Consider the following 17141-nt stretch of genomic DNA (forward strand, 5'->3'; position numbering starts at 1 on the left):
ACGCAATTCCGGACGGAAAACCGTTCACACTTTTCCTGGAATTGCTAGTTTTTCAGACCTTAGCCTTCGAATGCCGCTCGCAATATCTCGAACGGCGCCAGCGCGCCGCGCACCTGCACCACGGCGGCGGCGACGCGATGGGCACGGCTGGCGGCTTCCTGCGGGTCGTGCCCGGCAAGACGTGCTGCAAGATAGCCGCCGTTGAAGGAATCGCCGGCGCCGGTCGTATCGGCGGGAGCGGCGACATGGATCGCCGGGACTTCGCGCAGCGTTCCTGCTTGGGCAATCAGTGCCGGCGCTTCGCCGTTCTTGACGACGACCTCGCTGACGAGTTGCCCGAGCCGCTTCGCTGTGGCTTGCGGTGTTGCATCGCCGAACAGCATCTGCTCGTCGGGGAAGGTCGGCAATGCGATGTCGGTGACGGCAAGGGCTTCGACGATCGCTGCCTGCGCATCTTCGCGATTGCGCCAGAGCCGTGGCCGGTAGTTGGGGTCGAAGGCGACAAGTGAACCCGCCGAGCGTGCCTTGGCGACAGCCGCCAGCAAAACCGCGCGCGCGGCCTCGTCCAGAATTGCCAAAGTGATTCCGGAAAAATAGACAAGCGCCTGATTTCCCAGGTTTTTCGACAATGCAACTGGGTCTGAGGCGAGCTTCCGCGCAGCGGCATCGGAACGCCAGTAGGTGAAGGAACGCTCGGCCCCGGTCAGCGTGATGGCATAGAGGCCGGGCCGCGCGCCCGCTATGACCGGGCTGGAGCCGATGCCGATGCCGTTCTCGGCCAGGAAATCGATCTGGCCTTGCGAGAAGGGATCGTCACCGAAGGCCGAGACATAGGTTGCCGGCCGCTCGGTGCTCAACGCATGCAGCGCCCACAGCGTGTTGAACGTGTCGCCGGCAAAGCCCATGCGCCAGTTCGGTCCCGTCTGGCCCGACAGTTCGAGCATGCATTCGCCGATCGAGGCGACGCCGGTTCCCGCCATCTACAGTCCTCCAGTGATCTCGGTGCTGTAGCTTTTTGCCATCGGCAGCGCCATGCTTGGCAAGCAGGGTTTTTTCCGCCACAGCGTTTTCCCACAGGCTGGCGGGATGCGATCCGTTCGGCAGAGCGTTGTCTGCAGAAGAGGAACCGGTTTGGCATCGATATGGCGTTATCTTCTGGCGGGTCTTGGTCTGGCTGCCTTGCTGGTCGGCATTCTCGCGGTCGTCTTCCTGACGGCGCCGCGGTCGTCGCTGCCAGCCGGCCCTGATGTCTCGCGGACGAAGAACACCGCCAACGCGCTGTTCGTGGCAAGCTTCGCGCCGGAGCGAGGTGTCGTGCGGCAGGGCGAACTGCAATCCTGGCTGCTGACCTTGAAGACAAAGGCAGGAGTTCCGGTGGAAGGTGCCGCCATCGCGATTTCCGGCGGCATGCCGCTTCACAGTCACGGCCTGCCAACCAGCCCGCAGGCGACCGACTATCTCGGCGACGGGCGCTACCGGATCGAAGGGGTGAAATTCACCATGAGCGGCTGGTGGCAGGTGCATTTCGCCATTTCGGCCACCGCCGGCTCCGACACGGTGCTGTTCAACGTGGTTCTGTGAGCAAGAAATGAGGTGGCTTTCACGTTTTCTGGCGCTGATGGTTGCCGTTGTCCTTGCCGGTTGCGGCAAGCCTGACTTTTCCGACGCCGAGAAGAAGACCATCGCCTCGCTGGCGCTGTCGGCATTGCCGCCGCTGAAACCCGACACCACCAACCGTTTTGCCGACGTGCCGGCCGCCGCCGCACTCGGCTCGACGCTGTTCTTCGATCAGGGCATGAGCCGTGACGGCACAGTGTCCTGCTCGACCTGCCACAAGATCGACCGCCAGTTCCAGGACGACCTGCCGCAAGCGGTCGGCGTCGGCCACACCAACCGGCGTACCATGCCGCTGGCCGGCGTGGCGCGCGATCCCTGGTTCTTCTGGGACGGCCGCCGCGACAGCCTGTGGGCGCAAGCGCTGACGCCGCTCGAAAACCCACTGGAGCAGGCGGGAAACCGCACCGCTTACGCGCATTACATCAAGGCGCGCTTCGGTGAGCGCTATGAGCGCATCTTCGGACCGCTGCCTGACCTGTCGACGGTACCTGCCAATGCCAGTCCGCTCGGCACCGATGCCGAGAAGGCGGCATGGAATGCTATGCCCGACGACGAGGCCGAGGACGTCAACCGTGTTTTCGCCAATATCGGCAAGGCGATCGCGGCTTTCGAACGCTCGATCGAGCCGGCGCAGACCCGCTTCGATCGCTTCGCGCTGGATCTGGCGACCGGCGCCGAAACGAAAGGCGACGCGGTCTTTTCCAGGGAAGAAATCCTTGGCCTGAAACTGTTCATCGGCAAGGCCAATTGCGTGACCTGCCATGAAGGCCCGCGCTTCACCGACAGCGGCTTTCACAACACCGGTGTGCCGCCCGTTGCGGATTTGCCGCCGGATCGTGGCCGAATCGATGCCGTGCGCCAAGTCGATGCCGACCCGTTCAACTGCTTCGGCGCTTTTCGCGACGGCGCCGCCGCAGCCTGCGGCGAGTTGCGCTTCATGGTCAGGGACGCGCCGGAGCTTGTTCGCGCTTACAAGACGCCGTCGCTGCGCGGAGCGGCAACGCGGCCGCCCTATATGCACGCAGGGCAGTTTTCATCGCTTGACGAGGTGGTGGCGCACTATGCCAAGGCGGTGCCCAGCGTCGAGGGGACATCCGAGGTTCATCCGCTCGAACTGTCGGATCGTGAGCGTGCGGCGCTGGTGGTTTTCCTGAAGACGCTTTCGGAATGACTTAGCCAGCGATCAATGGTTGAAGGAATATTGCAAAAAAGGTATATATAATACGATGAGCTGGTCGGTCGTATTTCTCAATATTGAGGTGAAACGGGAGCTTGAGGATCAACCGAAAGATATCTTGGCCAGCTTTCTGCGAATATCGCGTTTGATCGAGGCGCACGGGCTGCAGAAAGTCCACGAGCCATACATCAAGCACTTGGAAGGTAGGCTTTGGGAGATGCGCATGAAGGGCCGAGATGGCATTGCCCGGGCAGTCTATGTGACTGCGGCCGAGCGCCGTGTGGTTGTGGTGCGAGTGTTCGCCAAGAAGACCCAGAAGACGCCAAGAAGCGAGATCGAGTTGGCTCTTAAGCGAGCGAAGGAGGTTCTATGAGCCGGAAAACAATCCCCGTTGAGGACGTCGCCAAGGAATGGTTCAAGGACCCGGAATTCGTTGCCGAGTACGAAGCCTTGGAAGAGGAGTTCGCAATCGCCGAAGCGTTGATCAAGGCCCGAGGCGAGGCTGACATGACGCAAGAAGAGGTCGCCACCGCGATGGGGACGACACAGGCCGTAATTGCTCGTTTGGAGAGTGGTCGAAACATGCCTTCGACCCGGACCTTGCAGCGCTTCGCCAAGGCGACTGGTTCAAAACTCCGCATCAGCTTCGAACCAGCGGAGCCGAAGTCGCGCACCGGTCATTGACCTCTACCGATCCTTCACCGTCTCCATTGCCACGAAGGTCGAGGTCTGTGCGACATGGGGCAGAGCCGAGATGCGCTCGCCCAGAACGCGACGGTAGGCGGCGATATCCCGGGTACGCACCTTCAGCAGATAATCGAAGCTCGACGCCATCATGTGGCACTGCTCGATCTCCGGCACGGCCTGCACGGATCGGTTGAAGGCGTCGAGCGCAGCGGATCTGGTGTCGGACAATTTCACCTGGACGAATGCGACATGGCCTTCGCCCATCCGCTCGCGGTCGATGATCGCCTGGTAGCCTCTGATATAGCCGTCCTTCTCAAGCCGCTTCACCCGCGCCTGCACCGGCGTCTTCGACAGGCCGACCTTTGTCGCCAGTTCGGACATGGAAAGCCGGCCATCGCTTGCCAGCGCCGACAGGATGTTCCTGTCGATGCGGTCCAATTGGTCTTCTGTCATCGAAAATGCAGTCTACATGTCAATTCTGAGCCATTAAGATAGATCGAATGACCTTCAATGTCGATTTCTTTGGACCGGTCGAAATTTCGCAGCTGTGCTAGCTTGCGCCATTCGGTCCGGTGACCGCCGGCCCGCTCCCTTTTGCTCGATCCATGGGACCGCCATGCCGCTCGATACCATCCGTCAGCAGATCCGCGCCAACTATCTGCCCGACGAAGACGAGGCCGTGAAGCGGCTGGCTGAAGCGACGGGGCTTTCCCGGAGAGACCGTGACGCGATTTCGGCCCGGGCCGCCGATCTGGTGCGGGCGGTGCGCGGTTCGTCCGATCCAAGGCTGATGGAAGTCTTCCTCTCGGCGTATGGTCTCTCCACCAAGGAAGGCGTCGCGCTGATGTGCCTAGCCGAGGCACTGTTACGCGTGCCCGATACCGAGACGATGGACGACCTCATCGCCGACAAGATCGCGCCACACGACTGGTCGGCCCATTCGGGCGGTTCGAGCTCCATCTTCGTCAACGCCTCGACCTGGGCGCTGATGCTGACCGGCCGCGTCCTCGATGAGGGCGAGGGCGGCATCGAGGGCACGCTGCGCTCGATGGTGCGGCGGCTGGGCGAGCCGGTCATCCGCAAGGCGGTGGCCGCCGCCATGCGCGAGATGGGCGAGCAGTTCGTGCTCGGCCGCACCATCACTGAAGCCGTCAAGCGCGGCCGGCCGATGACGCAGAAGGGCTATCTCTATTCCTTCGACATGTTGGGCGAAGCGGCCCGCACCGAGGCCGACGCCTTGCGCTATCACAAGGCCTATGCCGACGCGATTTCGTCGCTCGATTCCGGCTCCAACGGTCCCGATATCAGGCAGAACCACGGCATCTCGGTCAAGCTTTCGGCGCTGCATCCGCGTTATGAGGTGGCGCAGAAGGAAGAGATGCTGCCGGTCATGGCCGAGCGGCTTTTGTCGCTGGCGCTTGCCGCGCGCCATTCGCGCATGGGTCTCAACATCGATGCCGAGGAGGCCGATCGCCTCGATCTGTCGCTCGATGTCATCGAGCGGGTGCTGGCTGAGCCGGAGCTCGCCGGCTGGAACGGCTTTGGCGTCGTCGTCCAGGCCTATGGGCCGCGCGCGGCCTTTGCCATCGACTGGCTCTATGCGCTGGCCAAGAAATATGACCGCAACATCATGGTGCGGCTGGTCAAGGGCGCCTATTGGGACACCGAGATCAAGCGGGCGCAGACGCTCGGACTTACCGGCTATCCCGTCTTCACCCGCAAGGCCAACACCGACGTCTCCTACATGGCTTGCGCCAAGAAACTGCTTGGCATGACCGACCGCATCTATCCGCAATTCGCCACCCACAACGCGCATACGGTCGCCGCCATACTGTCGATGACTGACAATCGCGACTCTTTCGAGTTCCAGCGCCTGCACGGCATGGGCGAGGCGCTGCACGAGACGGTGCGCCGGTCCGAAGGCACACGCTGCCGCATCTATGCACCGGTCGGCGCGCATTCCGATCTGCTGGCCTATCTGGTCCGCCGGCTGCTGGAGAACGGCGCCAACTCCTCCTTCGTGCACCAGTTGACCGACGAGGATGTCGAGCCGGAGGACATTGCGCGCGATCCGCTCGAAACGGTCGAGAACCAGGGTCCAGCAGCCAATCCGGCGATTGCCCGGCCTTCCCAGATTTTTGGAGCCGGCCGTCGCAATTCGAGAGGATTCGACATCACCGACACGGTGACGCTGGCGGCGATCGACAAGGCCAGGGCGGCCTTCGCGGGACCCGACCGCTGGCACGCCAAGCCGATCACGCGGGCTGCCGGCTACGGCAAGCAGCGTCCGATCGTCAATCCGGCAAAGCCTTCCGAAATGGTCGGTACGGTCAGCGAAGCGGCTGCCAAGCAGGTCGCGACCGCCGTGCGCTTTGCGGTGGAAGCGCAGCCAGCCTGGGCAAAACGCCCCGTCGCCGAGCGCGCTGCCATCCTCAACCGCGCCGCCGATCTCTATGAGGCCAATGCCGTCGAGTTCTTTGCACTCGCTACCCGCGAGGCCGGCAAATCGCTGGCCGACGGTGTGGCCGAAGTGCGCGAGGCTGTCGACTTCCTGCGCTACTACGTTACCGAGGCGGCCAATGCCGAGGCGGGCACGCAAGCGCGCGGCGCCATCGTCTGCATTTCGCCGTGGAATTTCCCGCTCGCCATTTTCACCGGCCAAATCGCCGCAGCACTTGTCACCGGCAATTCGGTGATCGCCAAGCCGGCCGAGCAGACGCCGCTGATCGCCTTCCGCGCTGTCGAACTGCTGCGCGAGGCAGGCGTGCCGGAAGATGTCATCCAGCTTCTGCCGGGCGACGGCCCATCGGTCGGCGGGCCGCTGACATCAGATCCGCGCATTGCCGGCGTTTGCTTTACCGGCTCGACCGAGGTTGCCAAGCTGATCGAGAAGCAATTGGCCGAGACGGCCGCGCCCGACGCCATGCTGATCGCCGAGACCGGCGGCCTCAACGCCATGATCGTCGATTCCACCGCGCTGCCCGAACAGGCGGTGCGCGACATCCTGGCCTCGGCCTTCCAGAGTGCTGGCCAGCGCTGCTCGGCGCTGCGCGTGCTTTATGTGCAGAAGGACGTCGAGAAGAAGATGCTGGAGATGCTGAAGGGCGCCATGGAGGCGCTCAATGTCGGCGATCCCTGGCGGATTTCGACCGATGTCGGCCCGGTCATCGACGACGAGGCACAGAGCTCGATCCGCGAGTACTGCACGAAGATGGGTCTGCAGGGCCGGCTGATCGCCAAGCTCGAGGCACCGAAAGAAGGTCGCTTCGTCGCGCCGCATGTTTTCCGGGTCAAGGGTATCGAGGACATGGAGCGCGAGGTGTTCGGGCCGGTGCTGCATGTCGCCACCTTCGATGCCGATCAGATCGACGCGGTCATCGCCGCCATCAACCGAAAGGGCTATGGGCTGACCTTCGGGCTGCACACCCGCATCGAGGGCCGCGTGCAGCATTTCGTCGACGGCATCCATGCCGGCAACATCTATGTCAACCGCAACCAGATCGGCGCCGTCGTCGGGTCGCAGCCCTTTGGCGGCGAGGGGCTTTCCGGCACCGGACCCAAGGCCGGCGGTCCGCACTATCTCCGACGCTTCCGCAAGGGCCCGGAGGCCGGCACCCATTTGCAGGATGGCCATAAGGTCACGGCGACCGAACTTGCCGACAATCTGCCCGATCCGACGCTTGGCGGCTGGTCGACACGGCCCGACCGGATCGCCATTCTGAGGAAGCATCTGCGCGGCAAGGGTGCCGCTGCCATTGGTGCCGCCGCCGGCATCGACTTCGGCCAGGTCGACCTGCCCGGACCGACCGGCGAGGCCAACACGCTGTCGCTGTCGCCACGCGGACGGGTGCTGTGCCTTGGTCCTGATGGCGACACGCTGCTCGCGCAGACGATCCAGGCACTCGCCGCCGGCAATGCGGTGCTGGCGGTGGCGCCCGGCGCACCGGCTGCCCTTTCCGCGCTGACCGGCAAGGGCCTGCCGCTGGCCGCCATCGATGGTCGGCCGGATCCGGTCGAGGCGCGCTCGCTGCGCGTCGACGTCGTCGCTTTTTCCGGTACGCTCGAGGCCGCGCGCATCGTGCGCAAGGTCATCGCCGACCGCTCAGGCCCGATCGTGCCGCTGGTCAGCGAAGTGCTGAACCCGGCGGCCTATGCGCATGAGCGTGCTGTCTGCGTCGACACCACCGCCGCCGGCGGCAATGCGAGCCTGCTGGCCGGGGCTTGACCCCGACCAGTCGTTACGCGCCATTCACCGTTTCGTGGAAACGATGAATGGTTCTAACTCTTTTTATGCATGTCGTTGTCTCAAAACCGGGACCACTTTTGGGCGACATGCATTACGCGCCTTCGACGACCGAAAAACCCTCGAACTGAGGGTGGCCGAGATAGTGGACTTTTGTCGTGCCGACATTTCGATGGGCGGCGCGGAAATTCTCCGACTTGGTCCAGGCGATGAAATCCTCGTGGCTTGCCCACACCGTGTGCGATGCAAACAGCGTGTAGCCTTCGGTCTCGTTGACAGGGCCACGCAGCAAATGGAATTCCCGAAAACCCTTCATCTCCGCGAGGCTGGAATCGCGGTTCTTCCACACGGCTTCGAAATCGTTCTCCGAGCCGGTCTGCACCTTGAAGCGGTTCATGGCGATGTACATGGCGGTTCCTTTCAATGTTGGTGAACTGTGATGATTGACGGATGTTCGAGCGGCGAGGCGGGGCTCTCAAAACGGACCGATCGCGCCGGTGAACACAAGACTGTCGCCGACCTTCGGCGGAATGGGTGGGAAGGGTGCCGCCTTGCGCACGATGCCGAGCACGACCTGATCGAAATTTGGCGATCCGGAGCTTTGCAGAATGCGCAGCTCGTCAATGCCGCCACGGCTGCCGATGACGAATGTCACGACGGCATTGTTGCGGGCGGTCAATTGCACCGAAGGCGGCACCGCACGATTGACGCGGCTGAGCTTTCTGATGACGTCGCTGCGGTAGTTGTCTTCCGCGGCACTGCCTGCCTCTTTCTGCTTGTTGCCCTTGCTGGCGGCCTGCGCCAACCGGTCCTGACCATCCGCCGTGCCTCGCTTCTCACCCGCCGTCTTTGAAGGGGCAACCGCCGGATCTGGCCTGGCGCTGGGGATCGGCGGCTGTTCTGGAACCGCGACGGGCACTTCGGTGCTCTCGGGCTGAACGGTCGGCTGCGCCGGTGTTTCGGCCTTGGGAGCCACGCTCTGGTCATCGGGGCGAGGGGCGCCGGTCACCAATATGTCCGGCGTCACCGCTGGCTGTTTAACAGGTTCCGGTAAAGGCTTGGTCGGCGGCTTTGCCGCTTCCCCGGCTGGTCGAGAAGGCTCTGTTGGCGGCGTTGGCTTGGGCGGCGTTGCTCGCTGTGGTTTGGCCGGTTGCGGGTTCGGCACCAGTGCAACGCTTATTGCCGCCGGGTCCTTGTCCAGCGCGCTGCCGACCACGTTGGTGCCCGACTGTTCACTGCCTTCCGGCTGCTCGGCATCTTGGAAGTTGGAAATCCCCGTAGGCGAGATCAGAAAAGCCGCCGCCACCGCGGCATGGAGCAGACAGGAGACGACGACCGCCGCCGTCCATTTGCGGTTCCAGGCCGATGGCCGCGGCAGCGCGAGCGGCTCGATTGGCGTTATCGGCAGCTCGACGCTGGCTGCGGGGAGGGGGTTGATATCCTGCATGTCTCGCCGCGAGACCTGCAGCGACAAGAGCAGAATTGTCAAATCAAGATCGTTCGCCGGCAACCGGCCGTGGCGGGCAATCGGCCACGCCACGGTGTTTCGCGGGAATGCAGGATGCAGTCCCACATCAGACTCCGAAAGCGATCCCGGTCTTGGTGCCTGTCTTCAGCTTTCGCATGCAGGCGTTCGGTTCGACGCCGGTACCGGTGCATTCGGTCGCGCTGTTGATCAGCACGCGGCTGACTTTCGAACATTCGGTGCCGGCCAGATCGAAACGTGTCACCTTGGTCTTGCCCACCGGCAGTTCCTTGAAGTCGAGCACGGTCAGCCGGTCGACGACGCCGGCCTCGTTGAACAAGGCGATCTCGAACGCCGCCTTGGACAGGTCGGCGCCGAGATTGTTGTTGACCACGAACGTCAGGCGGCAACCCTTGTCGGAAGGTTGCGCACCATTGAGTTCGAGGCTGAGCGCGGGGACCGGCGCGGACCCTTGCGCCCACGCCGGAATCATCGCAAGCGACATCGCCAGCGTTGAGGTCAGCAGACGAAGGGATGTCGTCAAGCTCGTCATGGCAATCAGCCTCCAAACCGCATCGTTGCCGCTAGCTTCAGCGTTATGCCGGGCTCGTAGGCCGCGAAGACCGGCTGCGGCGGCTGGCCGGCGGTCGTGACGTTGAGCGGGTTGGCGTATTTGACGTCGAACAGATTGTCGGCGCGGAAATCAATCTTCAAATTGTCCGTCGCCTGGTAGCTGGCAAAGGCATTGACCAGCGTATAGTCCTCGGCGATCGGATTGCCCTTCGGCTTGCCATTGTATTGCACTTCGCCGCCGACAGTCAGCTTGTCCTCGAGGAAGCGCAAGCCGAGCTGCGCGGTGACCTGGGATGAGGGGATCGTGGCGAGATCCGCCCGGTCGCCTTCATACGATATCGTATGACCATTGATGATGGAGGCTGAAAGTCCGGCATAGCCCCATGCCGCGTCGTAAACGCCCTCCAGTTCGAAGCCGTTGATCTTGGCCTTGGCGAAATTCTGATACTGGAAGCAGATCGGGATGCCGGGGCCGAACGGGCAGCCGCTCGTCGGGTCGAATGCCGACAGCGTCACGCCATCGATGTAGTCATCGACATCATTGTCGAAATAGGCCGCCTTGAGACGGAACGCGTCGCCGGCCTCGAGGATATCGTTCTGCTTGTAGTTGATGCCGAATTCGGTCGTCTTGCCGGTCTCAGGCCGCAGATTGGGATTGGGCAGGAACGGAAAGCTGACGCCTGCCGGATGATTGCCGCTGATCAGCGTCTCGGTAATCGATGGCGAGCGATAGCCCTCGGCGTAGGTGCCATAAAACTGAAGGCCGGCAAGGCTCGCGGATTCGAACGGGGAGACGCCGACGGTGATGCGCGGCGATACCCTGTCGCCAGAAATGTCGTGGGTGTCATCTTTGAGGCTGTAATTGTCGTAACGCAGCCCGGCAATGACTTCGAGCCACTCCCAGGCGAGCTTGTCCTGGACATAGGAGCCGGAGACGTTGCGCTTGCCCGACGGCGTGTAGAAGCTGTCGCCGCCGGCGGTGCCGCCTGTCTTGACATTGTCGCCAGCCCAGTCGCCGCCATAGGTCAATTCATGTGCGACATTGCCGGTCTCGAACCGGGACGTGTTCCAGATGTCGATGCCGGTGGTGCCAACGTCGAATGTCGACTGCGATCCCGCCGGCAAGACAACGGGAAGGCCGGTGACCGGATCAAAGCGGTTTTGCGGGACAAGGCTGGTCAGATCGAGGTTGGTCTTGTTGTAGGAGGTGTTGATGTGGAGATCGAGCCAGCTCTTGTCCTCATCGGTAATATTGTAGCGCGCCGTGAAGGTGTTCGACTTCAGGTCGACGTCGTTAACCGGCACGCCGCCGCTGATCTCGTTCCAGCCGTCGCTTGAGCCGACCCAGCCGAGCTTCAGTTCACTGTTGTCGGTCGGCCGGATGGTGGTCTTGAGCAGGCCGCTAAGCACATCGAAGCCGGTGCCCTTGACGGTGTCGCCACCGCCATCCTTGTAGTCGTCATAGTTGCGGTAGACGATGTTGCCGAGCACATCCCAGTTCTCGTTGAGGCCGTAGGCACTGGATGCGCTTGATGTCCAGCCCTTGCCGTTGCTCTCATAGCGTCCCGTGACGGAGCCGGCCCATGTTTCTTCCGGCTTGAGGAAATCCCCGGCGTCCTTGGTGTCGAAGAAGACGACGCCGCCGATGGCGCCCGAGCCGTAGGTGTTGGCGACAGGACCGCGGATAACATCCACGGATTTGACGAGTTCGGGGTCGATGTAGAAGGTCGACTGCGTGCCGTGGTCGGAACGCTGGAAGTTCTGACGGGCGCCGTCGACGATGACCGCGACGCGACCGAAATCCTGCAAGCCGCGGATGTTGATGCTGGTGCTGACGCGCCTGGCGTCGGCCTGGGCGGCGACACCGGGCACGCCGAGCAGCATCTCGTTGGGCGTCGTCGCCATTCGGCGGTCGAGCTGTTCCTGGCCGACATGGCTGGCCGATGCCAGCGATTCGATTGCCGTCTCGCCGGTGCGGCTGATAACGAGGATCTTGTCGAGCAGTGTCGCTCCCCCCGGTGCGGCCTCTTCCTCTTCAGCCTTCTTCGTTTGATCTGTCGGCTGCGCCGTCTGCTGGGCGTTGGCCAATTGCGCCGACAAGGCAATCGCCGCCACGCTTGCCAGCAAAGCCGCCGCGCCGTTCGCCGCCGACCGGCCACGCCATTCCCAAGTCACCAACCCCATGCCCCAACTCCAAAGTCCAGGTTTCATGCTGGCTGGCACGGGGCTGGCTGGCATTTTTGATCATGTACGGCGTCTTAAATGTTGACTCATTTAATCCGGTATGCACTGACTAGTAAACATGATTATTCAAGTCAAGAAATGAATCGGATTACGCAACGCCCAGCCAGACGCCCGGCACAGGAAAGGGATCGATCCAGATGAACACCCACAATCCCAACGATTTTCGCTATCGCGTCCGCCGTTCCGACGATGCCTCCCCCCGTTTCGACCGGGTTCCGCTGGCGGTACGAACCCTTTCCAGCAACACCCTGTTCCAGGGCGAGCACGAGATCGGCATCGAGCATCATGGCGCGCTCTACCGGCTGAAGATCACCCGCCAGGGCAAGCTCATTCTCAACAAGTAAGGCCCATTTTCAACAAGCAAGGCATGGCAACAGGGACGACACATGGACCAGCGCGTAAAACCCGCCCCGCATGAAATCCGGCGGGCACGGACAGACAATCCGAAAACGCGCGAGCGTGATCTGGCCGCCCAGCTCGGCATTTCGGAAGCCGAACTGGTCGCCGCGCATTGCGGCGACGGCGTCGTGCGCGTCGAGCCGCGCGTCAACGACCTTCTGACCGGCCTCGAAGCCGTCGGCGAGGTCATGGCGCTGACCCGCAATGAGAGCGCGGTGCACGAAAAGATCGGCGTCTATGACAAGGTCGTCACCGGCAACCACAATGCCATGGTGCTTGGCGAAAACATCGACCTGCGCATCTTCCCGAAAGTCTGGGCGCACGGCTTTGCCGTCGAAAAGCGCGACGGCGACGAGATCCGCCGCAGCCTGCAGTTCTTCGACGCGGCAGGTGAGGCCGTGCACAAGGTGCATCTGCGGCCGGCCTCCAGCCTCTATGCCTATCAGAAGCTGGTCGCCGCGCTCGAATCGTCCAACCAGGAACCGACTGTCGACATTTCCGGACCACTCCCCGATGACGAGATCCATGGCGACGAATCGGCCGCCAATCCTAGCGATCTGCGCGACCGCTGGAGCCGGCTGACCGATGTGCACCAGTTCTTCGGCATGCTGAAGACGCTGAAGCTGAGCCGCCAGCAGGCGGTGCGCCTGGTCGGGCAGGACTATGCCTGGCAACTCGACAATGATGCCGTCCGGGCCATGTTCCATCACGCTGCGGAGGGCGAGATGCCGATCATGTGCTTTGTGGGAAACCGCGGCTGCATCCAGATCCATTCGGGGCCGATCAAATCGATCAAGCCGATGGGACCGTGGATCAACGTGCTGGACGAAACCTTCCACCTGCATCTGCGCACCGACCACATTCAAGAGATCTGGGCGGTGCGCAAGCCGACCAAGGACGGTCATGTCACCTCGCTCGAGGTCTATGATTCCGACGGCAAGATGATCATCCAGTTCTTCGGCAAGCGCCATGAAGGCGAAAGCGAGCGTGACGACTGGCGCTTCCTGGCGGAAAACCTGCCGCGCATACCAAGCCCGACCGTAGCCTGAGGAAAGTAAGATGCGTTTTTTCCCCGGACTGTCGGCTGTGCGCGGATCGATCCTTGGGTCGATGGCCGGTGTTTCTCTGGCTTTTGTCGCGCTGCAACCTGTCGGCGCCACTGAAGGCACGGCCGTGTTTGCCGATCCCTCCAAGATAGCGGCCATTGGCGGCTCGATCACCGAGATTGTCTATGCGCTCGGCGAGGAGAAGCATCTGGTGGCGCGCGATTCCACCAGCCGGTACCCAAAAGCGGCGCTTGAGCTGCCCGATGTCGGCTACATGCGCGCGCTGTCGCCGGAAGGCGTGCTGTCGGTCAATCCGACAGGCATCCTGGCGCTGCATGGCAGCGGTCCCAAGGAAGCCGTCGATGTCTTGAAGAAGACGAGCGTGCCGTTCATCGAAGTGCCCGAGCACTATAGCCACGAAGGCATCCTCGAGAAGGTCCGCATCATCGGCAAGGCGCTCGGCGTCGACGCTAAGGCCGAGGTGCTGGCCAAGGAGCTTGATGCCAAGCTCACGGCCGCCGAGAAGCAGACGGCGTCGATCAAGGAGCGCAAGCGCATCCTGTTCGTGCTGTCGGTACAGGGCGGCAAGATCCTGGCGGCCGGCAACGAGACCGCGGCCGACGGAATGGTCAAGCTGGCTGGCGGCGTCAACGCGGTCGAGGGCTTTTCCGGCTACAAGCAGATGTCCGACGAGGCGATCATAACCGCCAGGCCTGACGTGATCCTGATGATGAGCAATGCCGGGCCTCCGGTCTCGGACGACGAACTGTTCGGCAATCCATCGATCGCCTCCACGCCGGCCGGAAAGGCGCGCAAGCTGATCCGCGTCGACGGCGCCTATCTGCTCGGCTTCGGGCCGCGCACGGCTGATGCCATCCACGACCTCGCTGTCTCGCTTTATGGCGGGCAGGTCACGGACTGAACGGGCGGATCATGGTCGATCAATCGATCGCCGGCCCGGTGATGGCAAGCGTGTCCGAAGGCGACCGGTCGGGCCGCGCCCGAATCGTCATCCTTCTGCTGTGCCTGGGGCTCGCGGCTGCCGTTTTTCTGTCGCTGACGTCGGGGGCGTCGGACGCATCGGCCGTCAACGTCATCGGCGGCTGGCTGTTCGGCATCGTGCCCCAGAATGCCGCATTGAGTGCCCGCGACAGCCTGATCGTCTACGATATCCGCCTGCCGCGTATCATCCTCGGCATGCTGGTCGGCGCGGCGCTGGCAGTCTCCGGCGCGGTCATGCAGGGGCTGTTCCGCAATCCGCTCGCCGATCCCGGCCTGATCGGCGTTTCGGCCGGGTCGAGCCTTGGAGCGGTTGCCGTCATCGTGCTCGGCGCGACGATATTGGCTCCGGTGACATCCTTGCTCGGCACGCTTGCACTGCCGCTGGCGGCCTTCTGTGGCGGGCTCGCCACCACGCTGGTGCTTTATCAGGTCGCGACGCGGCGGGGGCAAACCTCGGTTGCCACAATGCTGCTCGCCGGCATCGCGCTCGCGGCGCTCGCCATGGCGCTGACCGGCATCCTCATCTTCATGGCCGACGATCGCCAGTTGCGCGACCTGACCTTCTGGCAACTCGGATCGCTCGGTGGCGCGACCTGGGCGAAGATCGCGTCGGTAGGGCCGATCATCGTGCTGGCGCTGGCGGCGATGCCGTTCCTGGCACGCGGCCTCAACGCGCTAGCGCTGGGCGAGGCGACCGCCGGTCATCTCGGCATTCCGGTGCAGCGGCTGAAATACACGGCTATCGTCGGCGTCTCCGCTGCGGTCGGCGCATCCGTCGCCGTCAGCGGCGGCATCGGCTTCGTCGGCATCGTGGTACCGCATCTGCTGCGCCTGCTGATTGGTCCGGACAATCGTTATCTGCTGCCGGCGTCGGCGCTGCTCGGCGCCTCGCTGCTGCTTCTGGCCGATGCCGTCGCACGCACCATCGTTGCGCCGGCCGAACTGCCGATAGGCATCGTCACCGCGATAGCGGGCGCGCCGTTTTTCCTTTGGATCCTGCTGCGCAAGCGCGGCGTGGTTGATTTGTGAGGCTTGATGATCGAGGCCAAGGATGTTTCGGTTGATATCGCCGGCAAGCCTATCGTCAGTGGTGTCGATTTCCACGCACGGCCCGGCGAGATCGCCGCCATCGTCGGCCCCAATGGGTCGGGCAAGACGACCTTTCTCAAAGCACTCTCCGGCGAACTCGCCTATACCGGACGTGTCGCCTTCAACGGCCGAGATCTCTCGACGATGAAGCCGGTAGAGGTGGCCGTCCATCGCGCGGTGCTGCCGCAGGCGACGACGCTGTCGTTCCCGTTCACCGTGCGGGAAGTGGTCAAGCTTGGTCTTGTCGGCGGCCGTTCGGGCGCCTTGCCGGGCGAGGATGCGCGGTTGCCGGAACGGGCATTGGCGCGTGTCGATCTCGACGGCTTTGCCGGCCGTTTCTACCAGGAGCTTTCCGGCGGCGAGCAACAGCGCGTTCAGCTCGCGCGCGTGCTGTGCCAGGTCTGGGCGCCGGTGCTTGACGGCAAGCCGCGCTTTCTGTTCCTCGACGAGCCGGTTTCCAGTCTCGACATCAAGCACCAGCTGATCATCATGAACATTGCCCGCGACTTCGCCAGAAGGGGCGGCGGCGTGGTCGCCATCCTGCACGACCTCAATCTGACAGCCATGTATGCCGAGCGGATCTTCGTCATGCATCGTGGCAGGCTGGCCGCCACCGGGTCGCCGCAGGACGTGCTGAGCGATGATCTGATCGAAAAAGTGTTCGACTGCCGGCTCAGGGTCGGCGTGCTGCCGGCAGGCAACGTGCCGTTCGTCCTGCCGCAATCAGCGGTCTATTGATATTCAGGTGAGGCCGGCCTGCGAATGGCGGTTTCCTGCGCTTCGGGTACTCACGTACCCAAACGTACGCTCCGTTCCGGTTCTCGGAACCCATCATTCTCGACTCGGCCTGACCTGAATCTCAACAGACCAACTCAAACGCCGTGAGACTTGCTCAGGCAGCCGGGGCGCGGCGCTCCATCAGCATGTCGATGCCGAGCAGGTTGCGCACATTCGGCCTCGCCGCCACCAGATCGGCGATGGTGTAGCGCGACAGCACGGCGAAGAACGCATTCAGCGCCTCGCGCAGGGCCGAATTCAATGCGCAGCTGTCGACCAGCGGGCATTCGGCGGCGTCGTTCTCGAAGCATTCGGCCATGGCGAAGCTCTCTTCCGTCACGCGCACGACATCGAAGAGGCTGATGGCTTCAGCCGCCCGGCCAAGCTTGACGCCACCATTCCTGCCACGCACGGTCTGGACGAGGCCGTGCTCGACCAGCGGCTGCAGGATCTTGAACAGGAAAAGCTCCGACACCGAATAGGCGGCCGCGATCTCGGGAATACGGCTCAATCGGTCATCATTTGCCGCGCAATACATCAAGATGCGCATGGCATAGTTGGTCTGGCGCGTAAGCCGCATTTTGTCCTCACAAGGCACTGGTGCGGTGCAACCACGCCAGATCTGGAAATTTTTGCTGATGCGGCTTTGACCCGAATTTCCGGATTCGCCACATTGGCCTCGGCGGAATATGGCCTATACCTTGGAATAATTCCAGACTGGCTTCACGCAATAGATGAATTTTCTCCTCAACTTTGTGTGCGCAGCCGGGGAAGATTCCGGGCAAACCCCGCTGTAGCGGGTATTTCGGCCGTCGGAACACT

Annotated in this window: 17 protein-coding genes; 10 read left to right on the forward strand and 7 right to left on the reverse strand. The window is 63.0% G+C overall.

The features are described from left to right. Positions 1–59 precede the first annotated feature (59 nt). Entirely contained in the window at positions 60–980 is a 921-nt protein-coding gene (locus EOA16_RS13520; protein WP_127258621.1) for a sugar kinase, read from the reverse strand. A 151-nt stretch (positions 981–1131) separates the two neighbouring features. Here EOA16_RS13520 and EOA16_RS13525 point away from each other — a divergent pair, with 151 nt between their 5' ends. The 4 genes from EOA16_RS13525 to EOA16_RS13540 are packed head-to-tail and all read left to right on the forward strand — an operon-like array spanning position 1132 to position 3478. Next, positions 1132–1581: a FixH family protein gene (locus EOA16_RS13525; protein ID WP_127258623.1), complete on the forward strand. Its 450-nt coding sequence runs from the start codon at positions 1132–1134 to the stop codon at positions 1579–1581. 7 nt (positions 1582–1588) lie between these two features. Further along, a complete protein-coding gene (locus EOA16_RS13530) occupies positions 1589–2788 on the forward strand; it encodes a cytochrome c peroxidase (protein WP_127258625.1) in 1200 nt (399 codons plus the stop codon). Positions 2789–2843: 55 nt separating this feature from the next. Further along, a complete protein-coding gene (locus tag EOA16_RS13535) occupies positions 2844–3167 on the forward strand; it encodes a type II toxin-antitoxin system RelE/ParE family toxin (RefSeq protein WP_127258627.1) in 324 nt (107 codons plus the stop codon). Next, a complete protein-coding gene (locus tag EOA16_RS13540; RefSeq protein WP_127258629.1) occupies positions 3164–3478 on the forward strand; it encodes a helix-turn-helix transcriptional regulator in 315 nt (104 codons plus the stop codon). Before EOA16_RS13535 ends, EOA16_RS13540 begins: the two co-directional genes overlap by 4 nt. Before the next feature lie 3 nt (positions 3479–3481). Here the strand turns inward: EOA16_RS13540 and EOA16_RS13545 are convergent, their stop codons facing one another. Continuing rightward, complete coding sequence (locus EOA16_RS13545; protein WP_127258631.1) at positions 3482–3934, reverse strand: Lrp/AsnC ligand binding domain-containing protein; 453 nt, start codon at positions 3932–3934, stop codon at positions 3482–3484. A gap of 163 nt (positions 3935–4097) precedes the next feature. Between EOA16_RS13545 and putA the strand changes: the two genes are divergently transcribed. Beyond that, on the forward strand, positions 4098–7706 hold the full coding sequence (gene putA / locus EOA16_RS13550) for a bifunctional proline dehydrogenase/L-glutamate gamma-semialdehyde dehydrogenase PutA (RefSeq protein WP_127258633.1): 3609 nt from the start codon (positions 4098–4100) through the stop codon (positions 7704–7706). Positions 7707–7818: 112 nt separating this feature from the next. Here putA and EOA16_RS13555 read toward each other — a convergent pair whose 3' ends face one another. From EOA16_RS13555 to EOA16_RS13570, 4 genes are all read right to left on the reverse strand, one after another. Then, on the reverse strand, positions 7819–8133 hold the full coding sequence (locus EOA16_RS13555) for an antibiotic biosynthesis monooxygenase (RefSeq protein WP_023812250.1): 315 nt from the start codon (positions 8131–8133) through the stop codon (positions 7819–7821). Positions 8134–8199: 66 nt separating this feature from the next. Beyond that, positions 8200–9213 carry a TonB family protein gene (locus EOA16_RS13560; protein WP_348630318.1) on the reverse strand — a complete coding sequence of 338 codons (1014 nt, stop codon included), beginning with the start codon at positions 9211–9213 and terminating at the stop codon, positions 8200–8202. 85 nt (positions 9214–9298) lie between these two features. After that, the gene (locus EOA16_RS13565; RefSeq protein WP_127258635.1) at positions 9299–9742 is read right to left on the reverse strand and encodes a hypothetical protein; all 444 of its coding nucleotides are present in this window, start codon (positions 9740–9742) and stop codon (positions 9299–9301) included. A gap of 5 nt (positions 9743–9747) precedes the next feature. Next, the gene (locus EOA16_RS13570) at positions 9748–11946 is read right to left on the reverse strand and encodes a TonB-dependent hemoglobin/transferrin/lactoferrin family receptor (RefSeq protein ID WP_127258637.1); all 2199 of its coding nucleotides are present in this window, start codon (positions 11944–11946) and stop codon (positions 9748–9750) included. Positions 11947–12143: 197 nt separating this feature from the next. On the opposite strand from EOA16_RS13570, the gene hemP reads away from it, so the two are divergent. Genes hemP through EOA16_RS13595 form a run of 5 tightly spaced genes read left to right on the forward strand, consistent with a single transcriptional unit; the run spans position 12144 to position 16280 of the window. Continuing rightward, positions 12144–12350 (forward strand): hemin uptake protein HemP, encoded by a 207-nt coding sequence (gene hemP, locus EOA16_RS13575; RefSeq protein WP_063172343.1) that lies wholly within the window; start codon positions 12144–12146, stop codon positions 12348–12350. A gap of 42 nt (positions 12351–12392) precedes the next feature. Further along, positions 12393–13454 (forward strand): hemin-degrading factor, encoded by a 1062-nt coding sequence (locus EOA16_RS13580; protein ID WP_127258639.1) that lies wholly within the window; start codon positions 12393–12395, stop codon positions 13452–13454. 10 nt (positions 13455–13464) lie between these two features. Then, on the forward strand, positions 13465–14373 hold the full coding sequence (locus EOA16_RS13585) for a hemin ABC transporter substrate-binding protein (protein ID WP_127258641.1): 909 nt from the start codon (positions 13465–13467) through the stop codon (positions 14371–14373). Positions 14374–14384: 11 nt separating this feature from the next. Further along, on the forward strand, positions 14385–15482 hold the full coding sequence (locus EOA16_RS13590; protein WP_127258643.1) for an iron ABC transporter permease: 1098 nt from the start codon (positions 14385–14387) through the stop codon (positions 15480–15482). 6 nt (positions 15483–15488) lie between these two features. Continuing rightward, a complete protein-coding gene (locus EOA16_RS13595; protein ID WP_127258644.1) occupies positions 15489–16280 on the forward strand; it encodes a heme ABC transporter ATP-binding protein in 792 nt (263 codons plus the stop codon). 154 nt (positions 16281–16434) lie between these two features. On the opposite strand, the gene rirA is transcribed toward EOA16_RS13595, so the two are convergent. Continuing rightward, on the reverse strand, positions 16435–16899 hold the full coding sequence (gene rirA / locus EOA16_RS13600) for an iron-responsive transcriptional regulator RirA (protein WP_109668725.1): 465 nt from the start codon (positions 16897–16899) through the stop codon (positions 16435–16437). Positions 16900–17141: the final 242 nt, after the last annotated feature.

The organism is Mesorhizobium sp. M7A.F.Ca.US.008.03.1.1, assembly GCF_003997495.1.
Taxonomy (GTDB): domain Bacteria; phylum Pseudomonadota; class Alphaproteobacteria; order Rhizobiales; family Rhizobiaceae; genus Mesorhizobium.